The 18537-nt window shown below is 65.2% G+C and carries 14 protein-coding genes; 7 read left to right on the top strand and 7 right to left on the bottom strand.

What is annotated here, in order from left to right:
• Positions 1-71 precede the first annotated feature (71 nt).
• Positions 72-2588, bottom strand: coding sequence for a glycogen/starch/alpha-glucan phosphorylase (locus AAFG50_RS04080; RefSeq protein ID WP_028176049.1), 2517 nt, complete (start codon positions 2586-2588; stop codon positions 72-74).
• 206 nt (positions 2589-2794) lie between these two features.
• Here AAFG50_RS04080 and AAFG50_RS04085 point away from each other — a divergent pair, with 206 nt between their 5' ends.
• On the top strand, positions 2795-3025 hold the full coding sequence (locus AAFG50_RS04085) for a hypothetical protein (protein ID WP_028176048.1): 231 nt from the start codon (positions 2795-2797) through the stop codon (positions 3023-3025).
• A 126-nt stretch (positions 3026-3151) separates the two neighbouring features.
• On the opposite strand, the gene AAFG50_RS04090 is transcribed toward AAFG50_RS04085, so the two are convergent.
• Positions 3152-3442, bottom strand: a complete 291-nt coding sequence (locus AAFG50_RS04090) for a GIY-YIG nuclease family protein (RefSeq protein ID WP_028176047.1) — start codon at positions 3440-3442, stop codon at positions 3152-3154.
• 189 nt (positions 3443-3631) lie between these two features.
• Between AAFG50_RS04090 and AAFG50_RS04095 the strand changes: the two genes are divergently transcribed.
• The gene (locus tag AAFG50_RS04095) at positions 3632-4063 is read left to right on the top strand and encodes a hypothetical protein (RefSeq protein ID WP_011090858.1); all 432 of its coding nucleotides are present in this window, start codon (positions 3632-3634) and stop codon (positions 4061-4063) included.
• Between the two features lie 118 nt (positions 4064-4181).
• Here the strand turns inward: AAFG50_RS04095 and AAFG50_RS04100 are convergent, their stop codons facing one another.
• Complete coding sequence (locus AAFG50_RS04100) at positions 4182-4958, bottom strand: DUF2865 domain-containing protein (RefSeq protein ID WP_162185897.1); 777 nt, start codon at positions 4956-4958, stop codon at positions 4182-4184.
• Positions 4959-5262: 304 nt separating this feature from the next.
• Positions 5263-5826: an orotate phosphoribosyltransferase gene (gene pyrE, locus AAFG50_RS04105; protein ID WP_027547500.1), complete on the bottom strand. Its 564-nt coding sequence runs from the start codon at positions 5824-5826 to the stop codon at positions 5263-5265.
• 184 nt (positions 5827-6010) lie between these two features.
• Between pyrE and AAFG50_RS04110 the strand changes: the two genes are divergently transcribed.
• A complete protein-coding gene (locus AAFG50_RS04110; protein WP_028176045.1) occupies positions 6011-6637 on the top strand; it encodes a glutathione S-transferase family protein in 627 nt (208 codons plus the stop codon).
• Between the two features lie 176 nt (positions 6638-6813).
• On the opposite strand, the gene AAFG50_RS04115 is transcribed toward AAFG50_RS04110, so the two are convergent.
• From AAFG50_RS04115 to AAFG50_RS04125, 3 genes are all read right to left on the bottom strand, one after another.
• The gene (locus AAFG50_RS04115) at positions 6814-7449 is read right to left on the bottom strand and encodes a LysE family translocator (RefSeq protein WP_028176044.1); all 636 of its coding nucleotides are present in this window, start codon (positions 7447-7449) and stop codon (positions 6814-6816) included.
• A gap of 275 nt (positions 7450-7724) precedes the next feature.
• Positions 7725-10799: a DNA polymerase I gene (gene polA / locus AAFG50_RS04120; protein WP_028176043.1), complete on the bottom strand. Its 3075-nt coding sequence runs from the start codon at positions 10797-10799 to the stop codon at positions 7725-7727.
• A 216-nt stretch (positions 10800-11015) separates the two neighbouring features.
• On the bottom strand, positions 11016-12083 hold the full coding sequence (locus tag AAFG50_RS04125) for an acyltransferase family protein (protein WP_028176042.1): 1068 nt from the start codon (positions 12081-12083) through the stop codon (positions 11016-11018).
• 193 nt (positions 12084-12276) lie between these two features.
• Between AAFG50_RS04125 and AAFG50_RS04130 the strand changes: the two genes are divergently transcribed.
• The 4 genes from AAFG50_RS04130 to AAFG50_RS04145 all read left to right on the top strand — a co-directional run bounded on the left by AAFG50_RS04130 (position 12277) and on the right by AAFG50_RS04145 (position 18526).
• Complete coding sequence (locus AAFG50_RS04130) at positions 12277-13593, top strand: UDP-glucose/GDP-mannose dehydrogenase family protein (RefSeq protein WP_039187234.1); 1317 nt, start codon at positions 12277-12279, stop codon at positions 13591-13593.
• A gap of 122 nt (positions 13594-13715) precedes the next feature.
• Positions 13716-16190, top strand: coding sequence for an ATP-dependent helicase HrpB (hrpB, locus tag AAFG50_RS04135; protein WP_028175963.1), 2475 nt, complete (start codon positions 13716-13718; stop codon positions 16188-16190).
• Between the two features lie 129 nt (positions 16191-16319).
• Positions 16320-16832 carry a TIGR02281 family clan AA aspartic protease gene (locus AAFG50_RS04140; protein ID WP_028175964.1) on the top strand — a complete coding sequence of 171 codons (513 nt, stop codon included), beginning with the start codon at positions 16320-16322 and terminating at the stop codon, positions 16830-16832.
• A 194-nt stretch (positions 16833-17026) separates the two neighbouring features.
• On the top strand, positions 17027-18526 hold the full coding sequence (locus AAFG50_RS04145) for a phosphomannomutase/phosphoglucomutase (RefSeq protein ID WP_028175965.1): 1500 nt from the start codon (positions 17027-17029) through the stop codon (positions 18524-18526).
• Positions 18527-18537: the final 11 nt, after the last annotated feature.

Here is an 18537-nt window from a genome sequence, read left to right on the forward strand (position 1 = left end):
TCGTCATACCACAGCCATTGCCTGGCTGTGCAATAACCTCGCAGGTAACGCCGATTTCACACTGCGGAAAATCAGCCTGCGGCGTCGCGCAGGTCCGGCAGCAGCGGCGTGGTCGGATTGACCGGCACGTTCCAGATCTCCTCGGCATATTCGCGGATGGTGCGGTCGGAGGAGAACCACGCCATGCGCGCGACATTGAGGATCGAAGCGCGGGTCCAGGCCGGCGCCACCTGCCAGCGCGCATCGACCGCGCGCTGCGCCTCGTAGTAGGAATCGAAATCGGCGCTGACCATGTAATGGTCGAGATAGCGCAGCGCATGCGCGATAGATTCGAAGCGGCCGGGGTCGCCGGGCGAGAACTCGCCGGCGCCGACCGCGTTGATGGCGCGCTGGAGCTTTGGCGAACTGCGGATCACGTCGGAGGCATCCAGCCCCTGCTTGCGCCGGATCATGACGTCGCCGGCCTCCATGCCGAAGATCGCGATGTTCTCGTTGCCGACATGGTCGCGGATCTCGATATTGGCGCCGTCGAGCGTGCCGATGGTGATGGCGCCGTTCAGCGCCAGCTTCATGTTGCCGGTGCCGGAAGCTTCCATGCCGGCGGTCGAGATCTGCTCGGACAGGTCGGCCGCGGGAATGATCACCTCCGCGAGGCTGACATTGTAGTCGGGCAGGAAGACGACCTTCAGCTTGCCGCCGATCGTGGGGTCGTTGTTGACGACCTCGGCGACGTCGTTGATCAGCTTGATGATCAGCTTGGCGTATTTGTAGCTCGCCGCCGCCTTGCCGGCGAAGATCTTCACCCGCGGCACCCAGTTGCCGTTGGGATCGTCCTTGATCGCCTGGTACAGCGCGACCGTCTCGATGACGTTGAGCAGCTGGCGCTTGTATTCGTGGATGCGCTTGATCTGCACGTCGAACAGCGCGCCCGGGTCGACCTTGATGCCGAGCCGCTCGCCGATCAGCCGCGCCAGGGCCGTCTTGTTGTGATGCTTGACGGCGCGGAATTTCTTCTGGAATTCGACGTCGCTGGCGCGCGCCTCGATCAGTGAGAGCTGCGTCGGATCGTCGAGCACGGCGTCGCCGCAGGTCTCGCGCAACAGGTCGGTCAGCTTCGGGTTTGCCAGCATCAGCCAGCGGCGGAAGGTGATGCCGTTGGTCTTGTTGGTGATGCGACCGGGATAGAGATGGTTGAGATCGTGGAACACGGTCTCGCGCATCAGGTCCGAATGCATCGCCGAGACGCCGTTGATGCGGTGCGAGCCGACGAAGGCAAGCTGGCCCATGCGCACGCGGCGGCCGCTCTTCTCGTCGATCAGCGAGACCGAGGCGCGGAAGTCGATGTCGCCGGGCGCGCGCGCCTCGGCGAGCGCCAGATGCTGGACGTTGATGCGGTAGATGATCTCCAGATGCCGCGGCAACAGGCGCTCGAACAGCTCGACCGGCCAGGTCTCGAGCGCCTCGGGCAGCAGCGTGTGGTTGGTGTAGGACAGCGTCGCGACCGTGATCTTCCACGCCTCGTCCCAGCGGAAATTGTGCAGGTCGACGAGGATCCGCATCAGCTCGGTGACGGCGAGGCTCGGATGGGTGTCGTTGAGCTGCACCGCGACCTTCGACGACAGGCTGCGAAGCTGGCCGTCGGACGACAGATGCCGCTTGACTAGATCCTGGAGCGAGGCCGAGACGAAGAAATATTCCTGGCGCAGCCGCAGCTCGCGGCCCGCCGGGCTCTCGTCGTTCGGATAGAGGAATTTGCAGATCGCTTCGGCGCGCGACTGCTCGGCGCTGGCGCTGACATAGTCGCCCTTGTTGAAGGCGTCGAGCTTCAGCGGATCGGGCGAGCGTGCCGACCACAGCCGCAGCGCATTGACGTGCTGGCCGCGCCAGCCGACGATCGGCGTGTCATAGGCGATCGCCTGCACGGTCTCGCCCGGATGCCAGATCGCGCGGTCGCGGCCCTTGTCGTCGACATGCTCGACGCCGCCGCCGAAATGAATGTTGTAGATCACTTCCGGCCGCTGCAATTCCCAGGGGTTGCCGAAGCCGAGCCACTCGTCCGGATATTCCTGCTGCCAGCCCTGGTTGATGATCTGGCGGAACAGGCCGTAATCGTAGCGGATGCCGTAGCCGATCGCCGGGATCGAGAGCGTTGCCATGCTCTCCATGAAGCAGGCGGCAAGCCGCCCGAGACCGCCATTGCCGAGCGCGGCATCCGGCTCGCATTTGCGCAGTTCGGGCAGGGATACGCCGAGGTCGCCGAGCGCGACCTCGAAGATCTTGAGCAGCCCCATATTGTTGAGCGCATCGGTGAAGAGGCGGCCGATCAGGAATTCGAGCGAGAGATAATAGACGCGCTTGCGCCCCGCGTCGTAGCTGTGCTTCTCGGCTGTGAGCCAGCGATGCACGATGCGGTCGCGCAGCGCGAGCGCCGCGGCCTGGTACCAGTCGTGCTTGGTCGCCATGCCGGCGTCCTTGCCGATGGCAAGGCGCAGCTTCGCCAGAATCGCGCCCTTGATCTCAGCCAGCGCGAGCTCGTCGATGGGCTGGTCGGGGGCGGGAAAGTTTGGCTGGAACGATTGATCTTGCAAGGCCGTCACTTCCTGGTCGACAGAAACACCACTAACCCTACGCGTCTTGCCTCTGCACCGGAACTATCGCCGGTGCGGCCGTGCACTGCGCTGGCGCAAATTTATGCAAGGAACGGGCCGATTTGGGAACCCGGACGAGCACGGAGAACGTGGATTTGGTGCTAGTGTGGCGGCTAATTCAGCCATCAGTGTGGAGGAGACGCCCCATGAGACTGCTGATTGAAATCGCTGCTGCAGCGCTCCTTGTCATCTGCATCGCCACCTCGAGCGCCGCCTTCGCCGCCGGCAAGGGCCGTAACGCTGATGGCCTGAGCTGCGGCTTCTCGCTCCCGCAAAACGCAACACCCGCACAACGCTGCGCCGCCATCAAGCGCCAATGCGGCGGCAAGTTTTATGCGAATGCGTGCGGGGACAAGTTGGTGTCGGCGGTGAATTGAGGGGGAGGGGAGGGAAGCGGAAACTGCTTCCCCATCGTCGTCCCGGCGAAGATTTCGGTGTCGCCTTCGCGCCAGCTTTCACCACAACGTCGTCCTGGCGAAAGCCAGGACCCATTACCCCGACTGTCAGAGAAGGCCCGACAGGTCATTCCAGTCAGGATTTTCTTGTTCGATCAGCTTGATCTTCCAGTCCCGTTTCCAGAACTTGAGCTGCTTCTCGCGCGCGATGGCTTCCTGCGGCGTCGCGAACGCTTCGACGTGAACGAGACGGAAGATATTGTACTTCTGCACGAACTTGGAGCCGCGGCCGGAGCGATGTTGTTCAAGCCGCGTGCGGATGTCGTTGGTCACGCCGATATAGATCGTCCCGTGATGGCGGCTTGCGAGGATGTAGACGTAGTAGCTGCCTGCGCTCATGGCTCAAGCTCGCAAAGGCAACGCTGACCGGGGTAATGGGTCCTGGCTTTCGCCAGGACGACGATCTCAACAACCAATCCTTCAGCATCAGAACAAATTAAGAACAATTTAGCAAGTCTTTGATATATCATTGTGATTCGGCGCGTTGCCACACAATATCTAGCGTCTGCCAGACTTTGCGAGGACTACATGTCCACCATTGCCTTCGACCAGTTTGCCCTCACCCGGATCGCCGATTTCGCGCGCTCGCTGTCGCGGCTGCATCAGGCGGCGCGGCGCCAGAGGATCGATGACGACCAGCTCGACCGCGAGTTCAACGCGGTGTGCCAGTCGATCTGGGGCTACACCATCGACGACATCAGCGACGACCTGTTCTCGGTCGAGGACCACCTGTTTCTCGACACGCTGGACGAAGCGCATGCGCGCATCTTCGCGGCCGAGCAGGGCTATGACCTCGTTGGCGATCAGGGCATGCTGACCGACTGGTGGGGTTTCTGCTGGATGATCCTGGCCGAAAAGCGCGGCCTGCTGACCCAGGAGAACCGCGCCGCCGCGCGGGCGGCGATCGAGGAGAAATATCTGGCGGCGCCGAATGTGATCGGGGTGATTATCGGGAGGTGACTCACCATCCTCCGTCATTGCGAGCGTAGCGAAGCAATCCAGAATCTGTCCGCGGAGGGATTCTGGATTGCTTCGTCGCAAGTGCTCCTCGCAACGACGGCTTGGTTATAGTTGGGTCCTAATCCAGTCCTGCCCGCTTCGCCGGCTTCGCCTGCGTCTTCGGCACCGTCACATCAGGCAGCGTCTCGCGCACGATCTCCGCTGCCGGCGCATCTGCTGCCACCGTCTCTGCGCGCACCGGGGCCACCTTCATCTCGCCGAGGCGCGCGCGGACCTGTGCGGTGAGGCCGGGATAGGAGGCGACCGGGGTGAAGTCGGCGGTCTGCTCGTTGCCAACGCGGATGCCGGTATAGGCGACGAGGCCGTCGGAGGTGGCGATCACGTCGCCGGCCTTCAGCGAAGAATCCAGCGCGAGATCGACCGGGGCGAGGCCGACCGGCTCGCGACCGTTGCAGGTGCAGTCCGCGCGCAGCGCCTTGCGATAGGCGAACGCATTCTCGCTGTCGGCGTAGCGCTCGCCGGTCTGCGACGCGGCGCCGTCGATCGAGGAGCCGAAATAAATCTTTGTCGCGCTGGCAGGACAGAACGCCTGACACATCTGCGCCGGCGAGGCGAGGCCGCGCATCAGCGGAAAATATTTGCCGTCGCAGCTGCGCACGCAGAAGGCCGGGCCCGAGCCGCCGGCGGCCGCTGAGCGTGTCGGCGGCACATATTGCGGGGTTGCGGGATTCTGCTGGCCGGTGAAGGGATCGGCGTAGGAGCTCGCCTGCTGCGGCACCTCGCGCTGCGGCCGCTGCTGCTGCATGCCGCCGAAGAAGAAGTCGAACAGGCCTTCGGCCGAAACCGGGGCGGGAGCTGCAAGCAGCGGGGCTGCCAGGGTGGCGGCCACAAGCATCGCGCGACGCCGCCGGCGCGCATGGGACATGACTGTACGCAACGCTTACTCCACCCGACGCTACTGAACCGGCCGCGACCCGCGAGGTCTCAGCACAGGATTCACCATAAGGCGGGATGGTAAATGAGCGGTTGAGGTCACCTCTCCCCGCTTGCGGGGAGAGGTCGGATCGCTCTTGCGATCCGGGTGAGGGGGGACAGGTCTCGCGGCCATCTTACCCGTGGAGGGTGGCCCCTCACCCCAACCGTCAGCGCGAGCGAAGCTCGTCGCGGCCCCGTAAGAACGGGGCGAGGGGGAAGAGTCGTCACGCCTTCAAGAATTCCGACGCCTTGTAGAGCGAGCGGAACGGCAGGCCGGCCGCACCGAACGTGTCGGTGGCGCCTTCCTCGCGGTCGACCATGGTCAGCACCAGCACCACCTCGGCGCCGGTCTCACGCACGGATTCCACCGCCTTCATCGCCGAGCCACCTGTCGTGGTGACGTCCTCGACGATCACGACGCGCTTGCCCTGGAGCGTCTCGCCCCTGGGCAGGCCTTCGATCGCGAGCTTGGCGCCGTGCTCCTTCGGCTTCTTGCGCACGAAGAACGCCGCGATCGGGTGGCCCTTGATCCAGGAGATCTGCGCCAGCGCGCCGGCGAGCGGCACCGCGCCCATCTCGAGCCCGCCGATGAAATCGAGATTGTCGTCCTTCAGCGCCTCATAGGTCAGCTCGGCGAGCAGCGTCGCGCCCTCCGGGTCGAGCATGGTCGGCTTGAGGTTGAAGTAGAAATCGCTCTTGCGGCCCGACGCGAGCGTCACCTCGCCGCGGCCGAAGGAGCGCCGGCGGATGATTTCGAACAGGCGGGCGCGGGAGGCTGATTTCGACACGGCGGTCCCTCGGGAGCGTTTTTGGAAGTGGCGGAATTTATCCGCGACGGCCGCGACATTCCAGAGGGGACAGGTCCAGTCAACAGGGATCGGCCGACGATCGGCCATCCCGGACCGCCGGTTGTGGGGTCGCAACCTTCTGGAGTAGGTGAGGGCTCATGCCTTTTGGGGAAGGAAACGACGCATGACCATCGAGCTGCACACCTGGAACACGCCGAACGGCCGCAAGATCTCGGTTGCGCTGGAGGAAATGGGGCTGCCCTACAAGGTGATCCCGGTGAACATCACCAAGGGCGAGCAGATGGCCCCGGAGTTCCTGAAGCTCTCCCCCAACAACAAGATCCCTGCGATCGTCGACCCCGAGGGGCCGGACGGCAAGCCCGTCAGCATCTTCGAATCCGGTGCGATCCTGCTCTACCTGGGCGAAAAGACCGGCAAATTCCTGCCGAAATCGCTCGCGGGTCGTATCCCGGTCTACGAATGGCTGATGTGGCAGATGGGCGGCTTCGGCCCGATGCCCGGCCAGGTGCATCATTTCATCGCGCTCGAGAACGAGCAGGACCGCGCCTACGGCCTGAAGCGCTTCATGGCCGAAACCCGCCGGCTCTACGCCGTGCTCGACCGCCGGCTGGCGGACCGCGACTTCGTCGCCGGCAACCTCTCGGTTGCCGATTTTGCCATCCTGGGCTGGGCCTGGCGCCATCCACGCCACAAGGTTGAGCTGGCCGACTTCCCCAACGTCAAGCGCTGGTACGAGGCCCTGATGGCGCGGCCTGCGGTGAAGCGGGGCATGGACGCGAAGCTGGATTGAGCTTTCTTCTCCCTCTCCCCGTTCTTACGGGGCCGCGACGAGCTTCGCTCGCGCTGGGAGGGTTGGGGTGAGGGGCTTCTCTCCACACGCGAGATCGGCGTGAGACCTGTACCCCCTCACCCGGATTGCTTCGCAATCCGACCTCTCCCCGCAAGCGGGGAGAGGTTAAGAGCCAATCACACCTTCCGCGCTTCCACCGCCATCCTGACCGCAAGCCCGGCCAGCACCGTGCCCATCAGCCAGCGCTGCACCAGCATCCAGCTCGGCCGGTTCGCCAGGAACAGCGCGATCGATCCGGCCGCGAGCGCGATCATCGCATTCACGCTGACGCTGATCGCGATCTGGATTGCGCCCAGCACCACCGACTGCGTCAGCACGCTGCCGGCTGCGGGATCGATGAACTGCGGCAGCAGCGCCAGATACAGCATCGCGATCTTCGGGTTGAGCAGATTGGTGACGAAGCCCATCGCGAACAATTTGCGCGGACTGTCGATCGCAAGCTGCTTCACCTGGAACGGCGAGCGCCCGCCCGGCTTCACCGCCTGCCAGGCCAGCCACAGCAGATAGCCGGCACCGGCAAAGCGCAGCGCGTCATAGGCAAAGGGAACGGCGAGCAGCAGCGCCGTGATGCCGAACGCCGCGCACAGCATGTAGAACACGAAGCCGAGCGCCACGCCCCCGAGCGAGACGATGCCCGCCGCCGGCCCCTGCGTGATCGAGCGCGAGATCAGGTAGATCATGTTCGGTCCCGGCGTGAGCACGAGGCCGAGGCAGACGAGAGCGAAGCCGAGCAGCGCGGAAGTGTGGGGCATGGGAGAACCGGTGCAGGAGACGGCACGGTTCTAATATGCGCCGCGCCGCCGGGCCATCGCGCAATTGCTCGGAGGACAATTCGATACAGTGCGTGTCTCTCTGGCGTCGTCCCGGCGAAGGCCGGGACCCATACCCCCAGGGAGAAGTGTGGTGCGGGATCGTAGTGGGCAATCTTCGCCCAACTCGATCCTGTGGTTATGGGTCCCGGCCTTCGCCGGGACGACACCGTGTTTGTGGCGTCAGCGAAGCGCAAGTGAGCCGAGGTGAAGAGCCGTCAATGCGCCTCGTCCCAATTCTTCGCCGCGCGTGCATCGACATGCAGCGGCACTGACAGCAGCACGGCCGGGAACGGCGCGTCCTGCATGACGTGCTGCACGACCGGCAGCGTCGCCTCGACCTCGGCGTCCGGCACCTCGAAGATCAATTCGTCATGCACCTGGAGCAGCATCTGCGCCGAGAGTTTCTTCTCGGCGAGTGCGTCCTCCACCCGCGTCATGGCACGGCGGATGATGTCGGCTGCGGTGCCCTGAAGACGCGCGTTGATCGCGGCGCGCTCGTTGAAGGCGCGCACCGAGGCGTTGGACGCCTTGATGTCGGGGTAATGGCACTTGCGGCCGAACAGCGTCGTGACATAGCCGTGGCTCCGGCAGAAGTCGCGCGTCTCGTCCATATAGGCGCGGATGCCGGGGAAGCGCTCGAAGTACTTCTTGATGTAGGCCGACGCCTCCTCGCGCGCGATGCCGAGCTGGTTGGCGAGGCCGAACGCCGAGATGCCGTAGATGATGCCGAAATTAATTGCTTTCGCACGGCGGCGGATTTCGCTCGGCATGCCCTTGATCGGCACGCCGAACATTTCCGACGCGGTCATGGCGTGAATGTCGAGCCCGTCGCGGAACGCCTGCTTCAGCACGGGGATGTCGGCGATCTCGGCCAGCAGCCGCAATTCGATCTGCGAATAGTCGGCGGAGACGAGCTTGTGCCCGGGCGTCGCGATGAAAGCGCGGCGAATCTTGCGGCCGTCCTCGGTGCGCACCGGGATGTTCTGCAAGTTCGGCTCGTTCGACGACAGCCGGCCCGTCGTGGTCGCGGCCAGCGCGTAGGTCGTGTGCACGCGATGGGTCTGCGGATTGACGTATTCAGGCAGCGCGTCGGTGTAGGTCGATTTGAGTTTCGAGACCTGGCGCCACTCCAGAATTTTCTTCGGAAGGTCGTGGCCCTGCTCGGCGAGCTCGTCGAGCACCTGCGCGGTGGTCGACCATGCGCCGGTCTTGGTCTTGGTGCCGCCCGGCAGGCTCATCTTGCCGAACAGGATGTCGCCGATCTGCTTGGGGCTGCCGACATTGACCGGCTCGCCCGCGATCTCCTGGATCTCGGCTTCGACGCGGGCCGCGGTCTGGGCGAAGTCGCCGGAGAGACGCGACAGCACCTGGCGATCGATCGAGATGCCGCGCCGCTCCATGCGCGCGAGCACCGCGACCAGCGGCCGCTCCAATGTCTCATAGACCGTCGTCATGTGCTCGGCGACGAGGCGCGGCTTCAGCACGCGCCAGACCCGCAAGGCCATGTCGGCGCCTTCCGCTGACAGCGGCGCGGCCTTGTCGATCGGGACCTGGTCGAACGTGATCTTGCCCTTGCCGCTGCCGAGCAGCTCGCCCGCCTTCAGCATGGCGTGGCCGAACCAGCGCTCGGCGAGCGATTCCAGCCCGTGCGAGCCGCGGCCGGCGTCGAGCACATAAGAGATCAGCTGGGCGTCGTCGGTGTTGCGCAAGGTGATGCCGTGCTGCGCCAGCATGACGGCGGTGAATTTGACGTCGAAGCCGATCTTGAGGATGCCCGATGATTCCAGCACCGGCCGCAACGCGTCGATCGCGTCGGCATGCTTGACCTGATCGGGCGCGAGGCCGGCATCGAACAGGCCGGCGCCGCCGCCGGACTGCTTGTGCGCCAGCGGCACGTAACACGCATCGTTCGGCGCGAGCGCCAGCGCGACGCCACAGAGATCGGCCTGCATCGGATCGATCGAGTTCGCCCTGATCTCGATCGCGACATGGCCGGCATCGTGAATGCGCGCGATGAAGGCGTTCAATTCGGCGAGCGTCTTGATCGCCTGGTACTTGCCGCGGTCGACCGGAAGCTTGCGCAGCGCCTCTTCGCGCGCGGCGGCGAGCGAGATCGGCGCGCCCTTGATGCTGGCCGACTTGCCGCCTTTGTCGCCGCCCGTTGCCGTAACCGCAGGGGCGGCGAAGAGATCGCCGGACGTCGCGGACGAGGTCGTCCTGGCCGCGCTGTCGCCGCCGCGGGCCTCGCTGCTGTTCGCCACATCGGCATCGACATTGGCGGGATCGATCTGCGAATAGTCGGCGACGCGGCGCGTCAGCGTGGAGAACTCCATCGCCTTCAGGAAGGCGATCAGCTTGCGCGCGTCGGGCTCGTGGACGGCGAGGTCGTCGAGCGGCACCTCCAGCTCGACCTTGTCGTCGAGCAGCACCAGCTTGCGCGAGATCCGCGCCTTTTCGGCATTCTCGATCAGCGCCTCGCGCCGTTTCGGCTGCTTGATTTCGGTCGCGCGGAACAGGAGCTGCTCGAGGTCGCCATATTCGACGATCAGCTGCGCCGCGGTCTTGATGCCGATGCCGGGGACGCCCGGCACGTTGTCGGTGGAATCGCCGGCGAGCGCCTGCACCTCGACCACCTTCTCCGGCGGAACGCCAAATTTCTCGATCACCTCGGGAATGCCGATCCGGCGATCCTTCATGGTGTCGTACATCGTGATCCTGTCGTTCACGAGCTGCATCAGATCCTTGTCGGAGGACACGATGGTCGTGGTGGCGCCGCGGTCGCTGGCCTCCCGCGCATAGGTCGCGATCAGATCGTCGGCCTCGAAGCCGCCTTGTTCCAGGCAGGGCAGGTCGAAGGCGCGCACGGCCTCGCGGATCAGCGCGAATTGCGGGATCAGATCGTCAGGCGCCGGCGGCCGGTGCGCCTTGTACTCGGGGTAGATCTTGTTGCGGAAGGTGACCTCCGACTTGTCGAACACGATGGCCAGATGCGTCGGCCGGTTGTCGGCTGGCATGTCGCGCAAAAGCTTCCACAGCATGTTGCAGAAGCCGAGCACGGCATTGACCTGAAGACCGTCGGATTTGCGGTTCAGCGGCGGCAGCGCGTGATAGGCGCGGAAGATGTAGGAGGAACCGTCGACCAGGAAGACATGGTCGCCCTTGCCGGCCGCCTTCGCCGCCACCGGTTTGGCAGCAGGCTTGTCAGCAGCGGATTTGCTGTCGGCGGCCGTCTTGGGCGCGGCAGCCTTGGTGTCAGCTTTGGCGGTGGTCTTCGGGGATGTCTTGGGCATGGCCGCAATGTATGAATTTTTGCGGGCTTTGACAGCCTTGGGAGGGGGATTTTTGGGCTGACGGCGCGACTATCCCCCGCTGTCATTCCTCGCATCCCCACTGTCATTCCCCGCGAAGGCTGGGAATCCAGTACGCCGCGGCTTCTCGGCTCAATCACTGGCGTCTCGGCGTACTGGGTCGCCCGGTCGAGCCGGGCGACGACACCGAGAGTGCAGCTACTCCGCCGCCTGCAACCGCACGCCCGCCTTCTTCGGCGCGATCCAGAACGCATCCGGCCGTTCGAACAGGAAATCGGCACCGAGCCGCAGGGCGGCCTGCCAGATCGCGAGCGATCCAAGCACGCCGGCGATGGTGACGATCAGCGACACCGTGCCGATATCAGGAATGACGCCGGTGCGCAGCAGCAGCGTGCGCGTTGCCGCCATCGGCAGGAAGAAGGCGAGATAGATCACGATCGAGTGCTCGCCGCAGAAGCGGAAGAAGTTCAGCCACTGCGCGCGCGCGAGCAGCGTGCCCATGGTGATGATGGCGCAGGCCCCTGCAAAGCCGAGCACGAGTGAGACGACCTTCCATTCGCTGGCCCCATGCGCGACGAGGCCGGCATTGATCAGCGCCCAGGTCGCGAGTGCTGCGAGTGCAGGTCCAGGATGATTGCGCGCGCGATCCGACAGCGCGAACACGTAAGGCGCGAACAGATAGCCCGAATAGAAATAGACGAAGCGCGCGCAGAACTCGTCGATCGCGGTCCAGCCGGTCGCGATGCGCGCCGTCTCCAGCGCCGCGGCGATGAGCCAGATCGCGAGCGGCGGGATGCGCCGTGTCAGTTTTGTGACGACGAAGAAGACCGGCAGCAGGTAGATGAACCAGAGCGTGCCGAACGGCTCGATGAAGGATTCGAGATACAAGAGGCCGACCTCGCGCCAGCTCGTCTCCACCGCGAAGGCGGGCGCCTTGAAGCCGAACTGGATTGTCACCCAGACGACATAGAAATAGGCGAAATGCACCACCTTGCGGTCGAGATAGGTTCGCCAGTCGCGATCGATCACCAATGACAGGAACAGGCCCGAAATCAGGAAGAAATCCGGCATCCGGAACGGCTTTGCGAAGGCCACGGCGACATGCATGAAACCGGTCTCGCCCGCGGCGAGCTCGACCCCCAGCACCGAATGCATCATCACGACCATGACGATGCAGATGCCCTTGGCATAGTCGACCCAGTCGACACGTGCGGCAGAAGGGGCGTTAACGCCCCCGTTCCCAGGGATTGTGCCTGATGGTGCCATGGTGTCCCGTTTCGAGGCGTGTTCCACCCGGCTCTGTGCGGGCGTGATGCAGTGTGGGGCCTTGCGGCTTACGACTTCTTTACCGGTTCAATTCGCGTGCCGGTTTTTGCTCGCAGACTGTTCCCTTCCATCGGGAAAATGCTAAACCGCCCCGCATTGGGGTTTCGTTAACCAAGCCAAGACAGGGTTTCTCATGCGAATCGCGATGATCGGAACGGGCTATGTGGGACTGGTGTCCGGGGCCTGCTTTGCGGATTTCGGTCACGACGTCACCTGCGTCGACAAGGACGAGAAGAAGATCGCGGCGCTCCATCGCGGCGAGATCCCGATCTACGAGCCCGGCCTCGACGAGCTGGTCGCGACCAACGTCAAGGCCAAGCGGCTCGACTTCACCACCGACCTGTCGAAGCCGGTCGCGGACGCCGATGCCGTCTTCATCGCGGTCGGCACGCCGTCGCGCCGCGGTGACGGCCACGCCGATCTCTCCTACGTCTACGCCGCCGCGAAAGAGATCGCGCAGTCGCTGTCGGGCTTCACCGTCGTCGTGACCAAGTCGACCGTGCCGGTCGGCACCGGCGACGAGGTCGAGCGCATCATCCGCGAGACCAATCCGCTAGCCGACGTCGTCGTCGCTTCGAACCCGGAATTCCTGCGCGAGGGCGCGGCGATCCGCGACTTCAAGTTCCCGGACCGCGTCGTGGTCGGCACCTCCGACGAGCGTGGCCGCAAGGTGATGGGCGACATCTATCGCCCGCTGTCGCTGAACCAGGCGCCGCTGATGTTCACGGCGCGCCGCACCGCCGAGATGATCAAATACGCCGCCAACGCGTTCCTCGCGACCAAGATCACCTTCATCAACGAGATCGCCGATCTCTCCGAAAAGGTCGGCGCCAACGTGCAGGAGGTCGCGCGCGGCATTGGCCTCGACAACCGCATCGGCACCAAGTTCCTGCATGCAGGTCCCGGCTTCGGCGGCTCGTGCTTCCCGAAGGACACCAAGGCGCTGATCAAGATCGCGCAGGACTACGACGTGTCCCTGCGCATCGTCGAATCCGTGCTGGCCGTCAACGAGAACCGCAAGCGCGCGATGGCGCGCAAGGTCAGCCATGCGCTCGGCGGCTCGCTGCGCGGCAAGACCATCGCCGTGCTCGGCCTCACCTTCAAGCCCGACACCGACGACATGCGCGATGCGCCGTCGATCCCGCTGGTGACAGGCCTGATCGACATGGGCGCCAAGGTGAAGGCCTTCGATCCCGTCGGCATGGAGCAGGCCAAGAGTGAGCTGCCCAGCATCACCTATTGCGAGGACGCCTATTCCTGCGCGCAGGGCGCCGATGCGCTGGTTGTCGTCACTGAATGGGTGCAGTTCCGCGGCCTCGATCTCGACCGGCTGAAGAGCGTCATGGCGCAGCCTGTCGTCGTCGACCTCCGCAACATCTACAGCCCCGAAGACATGCGTGCCGCCGGCTTCACCTACGAGAGCGTCGGCCGTCCGTCGGCGCAGGGCTGATAGCGACACACGATTGTCATACCCCGCGAAGGCGGGGTATCCAGTAACCCCGATCTTCGTGATGATTGGGAGCTGAGTTTACTGGATCACCCGCCTTCGCGGGTGATGACGGACCGAGACCTTTGCCCCGCAGCTTCGATACGCCCCTCCCGATCGATGCCGTGCTCGACGATTTGTCGCGCACGCTCGAGGCATACAATGCGGCCGTGCTGGTGGCCCCGCCCGGCGCCGGCAAGACCACGCGCGTGCCTCTGGCGCTGCTCGATGCGCCCTGGGCCAAGGGCAAGAAGATCATCGTGCTGGAGCCGCGGCGCATCGCGGCGCGCGCCAGCGCCGATCGCATGGCCAAATCGCTCGGCGAGCGGGCAGGTGAGACCGTCGGCTACCGCGTCCGTTTCGGCTCGAAGATATCGCGCGCGACGCGCATCGAGGTCGTGACCGAAGGCATCTTCACCCGTCAGATCATGGACGATCCCGAGCTCTCCGGCGTTGCCGCCGTCCTGTTCGACGAATTCCACGAACGCTCGCTCGACGCCGACATGGGCCTTGCGCTGGCGCGTGACGCGCAAACCGGCCTGCGCGAGGATCTGCGCATTCTCGTGATGTCGGCAACGCTCGACGGCGCCCGCGTCGCAAAGCTGCTCGGCGAGGCGCCCGTCGTCGAAAGCGAGGGCCGCGCCTTTCCGGTCGAGACGCGCTATCTCGGCCGCAAGGCGGACGCGCCGATCGAGCGGCAGATGGCGGATGCGATCGCCTCGGCGTTGCGCGCCGATGGCGGTTCGGTGCTGGCGTTCCTGCCCGGCGCCGCTGAAATCCGCCGCACCCAGAATTTCCTCGGCGAGCGCGTCCAGGACGCCAGTATCGAGATCGTGCCGCTGTTCGGCGCGCTCGATGCCGCCGTGCAGGATCGCGCCATTGCGCCCGCGCCGAAGGGCACGCGCAAGGTGGTGCTGGCGACCTCGATCGCGGAGACCTCGCTCACCATCGAAGGCGTGCGCATTGTCGTCGATTCCGGTCTTGCCCGCGTGCCGCGCTACGAGCCTGATATCGGCCTGACCCGGCTCGAGACCGTGCGCGCTTCGCGCGCGGCGGTGGATCAGCGCCGCGGCCGCGCCGGCCGCACCGAGCCGGGCGTCTGCTACCGGCTCTGGGACGAGCCGCAGACGGCGTCGCTCGCGCCCTACACCCAGCCCGAAATCCTCAGCGCCGATCTGTCCTCGCTGGTGCTCGATCTGGCGCAATGGGGCGTCACTGACCCCGCCGCGCTGTCGTTCCTCGACCCGCCGCCGCAGCCGGCCTGGAAGGAAGCCAAGAGCCTTCTCAGCGAGCTCAATGCGCTGGATGGCGACGGCCGCATCACCGCGGAAGGTAAGAGCCTGCGCGCGCTGGCATTGCCGCCACGGCTGGCGCGCATGATCGTGGATTCGCATCGCGCCGGCGCGGGCGGAGACGCCGCCGAGATCGCGGCGATCCTCACCGAGCGCGGGCTCGGCGGCGACAGCGCCGATCTCGAGCACCGGCGCGACCAGTTCCGCCGCGACCGCTCACCGCGCGCATCGAGTGCGCGCGACCTTGCCCGGCGCTGGGCCTCGCAGGTCGCGGCGTCAGAGAAGGAGGGGCCGCAGGAAGATCTCTCGACCGGCCTGATGCTCGCCTATGCCTTCCCGGACCGCGTCGCGCGCAATCGCGGCAACGGCAGTTTCGTGCTCGCCAACGGTCGCGGCGCCGCCGTCGAGCAGACCTCGTCGCTCGCCCGCGCGCCCTATATCGCGATCGGCGAAATGACGGGCACGGCGGCGAGCGGCCGCATCCTGCTCGCCGCGCAAATCACCGAGGACGACATCGAGCGGCATTTCGCCGCGCATATCGAGACCGTTGACGAGATCTCGTTCGATCGCGGCGCGATGGCGCTGCGTGCACGGCGCAAGCGCGCGCTGCATGCGATCACGCTCTCTGAAGCTACGCTGGCTGTGTCGCCGTCGGAGGAGACCGCGCGCATCTTCGCGGATGGTCTGATCGCCGCGGGCCTCGACCGGTTGCCCTGGTCGAAGGCGGCCAAGCAATGGCGCGACCGCGTGATGTTCCTGCGCAAGGCCGAAGGCGACAGCTGGCCTGACCTGTCCGACGACGGGCTGATCGCGCGGCGCGACGACTGGCTGGTGCCCGCGCTCTACGACAAGATCGCGCTCAAGGATATCTCCGCCGGCGATCTCTCCGATGCGCTGATGGCGCTGTTGCCGTGGGAGATGCGCGCACGGCTCGACCGCGAGGCGCCGACGCATTTCGAGGCGCCGACCGGGACCGTGCTCGCGATCGACTACGAGGCCGAGCAGGGCCCGACCATCGCAGTGCGGCTCCAGGAGTTGTTTGGCCTCAACACCCATCCGTCGATCGCGGCCGGCAAGGTGCCGCTGGTGCTGGAATTGCTGTCGCCGGCGCAGCGCCCGGTGCAGGTGACGCGCGATCTCCCCGGTTTCTGGCGCGGCAGCTACGCCGCGGTACGCTCCGACCTGCGCGGCCGCTACCCGCGCCATCCCTGGCCAGAAGATCCGGCGAATGCATTGCCGACCCGGCGGGTCAAACCGCGCGGCACCTGAGAAATCACGAACCCGTATTAACCGTCCGCTCATCCTTTTCGTCAAAATGGCACTGGCCCGGCCGCGGCGTCGCTCGCGGACGGTCGTGTCGCGTGGTGAAATCGAGCTTTCCGGCTCGGAAGTGGTGTGATGCGTAACATAATGATCCTCGCGGCCATCATGATCGGCCTCGGCACCTTCATGGCGCAGATGGCGGACAGGATGAGCTCCGCTTCCGCCACGTCAGCGCCGCGCCCGACGGTCGCGGTCGCAACCACGGCGCCGGTCGGTGGCCGCAGCCTCGCCATTGGCCGCGACGGCCGTGGCCATTTCCAGACCGAGGGCAGGATCGAGGGCCAGCGCATCGGCTTCATGGTCGACACCGGCGCCTCCGTCGTTGCGCTGAACGAGACCTCGGCCGCCCGCTTCGGCCTGCGTCCCTCGCGCGGCGAGTACAACGCCACCGTCTCCACCGCCAACGGCACCATCAAGGCCGCGCGCACCCGCATCGCCATGCTGGAGGTCGGCGGCCTCGTCGTGCGCGACGTCGACGCCATGGTGTTGCCGGACGAGGCGCTGTCGGAAAACCTGCTCGGCCTCTCCTTCCTGTCCCGCCTGAAGCGTTTCGAGTACGCCAACGGGCAGATGGTGCTGGAGCAGTAAGAGCCTCCCAAAGGCTCCTGCGAACGTATATTTCAAAAAGCGTCGTTGTTTCGACCGCTCTCGCGGTCAGATTTCCCCCGTTGCTAAACTGCCGCAATTATAAGCCACAAGCTGCCATTCCCGCCTTCCGCTGCGGCCTGGCATTCGCTAAGGCTGCATCAAATCCTGCCCCCCCTTTTCACGAGACCGTCTCAATGTTTCCCAAGCCGAAATCCGTCTTGTTGCCCAACACCTACGCCTTCGAATCCGAGCCGATGGTGAAACCTACGGGTTTTCGCGAATACGACGCGCGCTGGCTGTTCCAGAAGGAAATCAACCTGATGGGGATCCAGGCGCTCGGCATGGGGCTGGGCGCACTGATCGCGGAACTCGGCGTCAGCCAAGAGATCGTCACCGGCCATGACTTCCGCGGCTATTCGGCCTCGATCAAATATGCGCTGATCTCCGGCCTGATGGCGGCGGGGTGCAAGGTGCACGACATCGGGCTCGCGGTGACGCCGATGGCCTATTTCGCGCAGTTCGATCTCGACGTGCCCTGCTGCGCGATGGTCACGGCCTCGCACAACGACAATGGCTGGACCGGCGTGAAGATGGGCGCCAACCGCCCGCTGACCTTCGGCCCGGACGAGATGACGCGGCTCAAGGAGATCGTGCTCAACGCCGATTTCAAGAACAAGGCCGGCGGCTCCTATCAATTCCACGAGAATTATCCGGCGCGCTACATCGCCGATCTCACCAGCCGTCCAAAGCTGACGCGCAAGCTCAAGGTCGTCGCGGCCTGCGGCAACGGCACCGCGGGCGCATTCGCGCCGCAGGTGCTGGAGGCGATCGGCTGCGAGGTGATCCCGCTCGACACCGAGCTCGACCACACCTTCCCGAAATACAATCCGAATCCTGAAGACATGGAGATGCTGCACGCGATCCGCGACGCGGTGCTGCAGCACAAGGCCGATGTCGGCCTCGGCTTCGACGGCGACGGCGACCGCTGCGGCGTCGTCGACAACACCGGCGAGGAAATCTTCGCCGACAAGGTCGGCGTGATGTTGGCGCGCGACATGTCGGCGATCCACAAGGACGCGCAGTTCATCGTCGACGTGAAATCGACCGGCCTCTTCATCACCGATCCGGTGTTGCAGAAGCAGGGCGCCAAGACCACCTATTGGAAGACCGGCCATTCCTACATGAAGCGCCGCACCCACGAGACGGGTGCGCTCGCCGGCTTCGAGAAGTCGGGCCACTTCTTCTTCAACAAGCCGTATGGACGCGGCTATGACGACGGCCTGGTCTCGGCGATCGCGATCTGCGATATGCTCGACCGCGCCCCCGGCAAGTCGATGGCCGACCTGAAGAACGCGCTGCCAAAAACCTGGTCGTCGCCGACCATGTCGCCGCATTGCGCCGACGAGGTCAAATACGGCGTCATCGACGCCGTGGTGAAGCATTTCGAAGGCTTGCAGGCCAAGGGTGCCAAGATCGGCGGCCAGGCGATCCGCGATCTCGTCACCGTCAACGGCGTGCGCGTCACGGTGGAAGACGGCAGCTGGGGCCTGGTGCGCGCCTCCTCCAACAAGCCGGAGCTCGTGGTCGTGGTCGAGAGCCCGGTCTCCGAGCAGCGCATGCACGACATGTTCGAGATGGTGAACAGCGTGCTGCGCACGCATCCCGAAGTCGGCGCGTACAATCAGACGATCTGAGAGGGGCCGGT

The sequence above is a fragment of the Bradyrhizobium sp. B039 genome (genome assembly GCF_038965675.1).
Classification (GTDB): domain Bacteria; phylum Pseudomonadota; class Alphaproteobacteria; order Rhizobiales; family Xanthobacteraceae; genus Bradyrhizobium; species Bradyrhizobium diazoefficiens.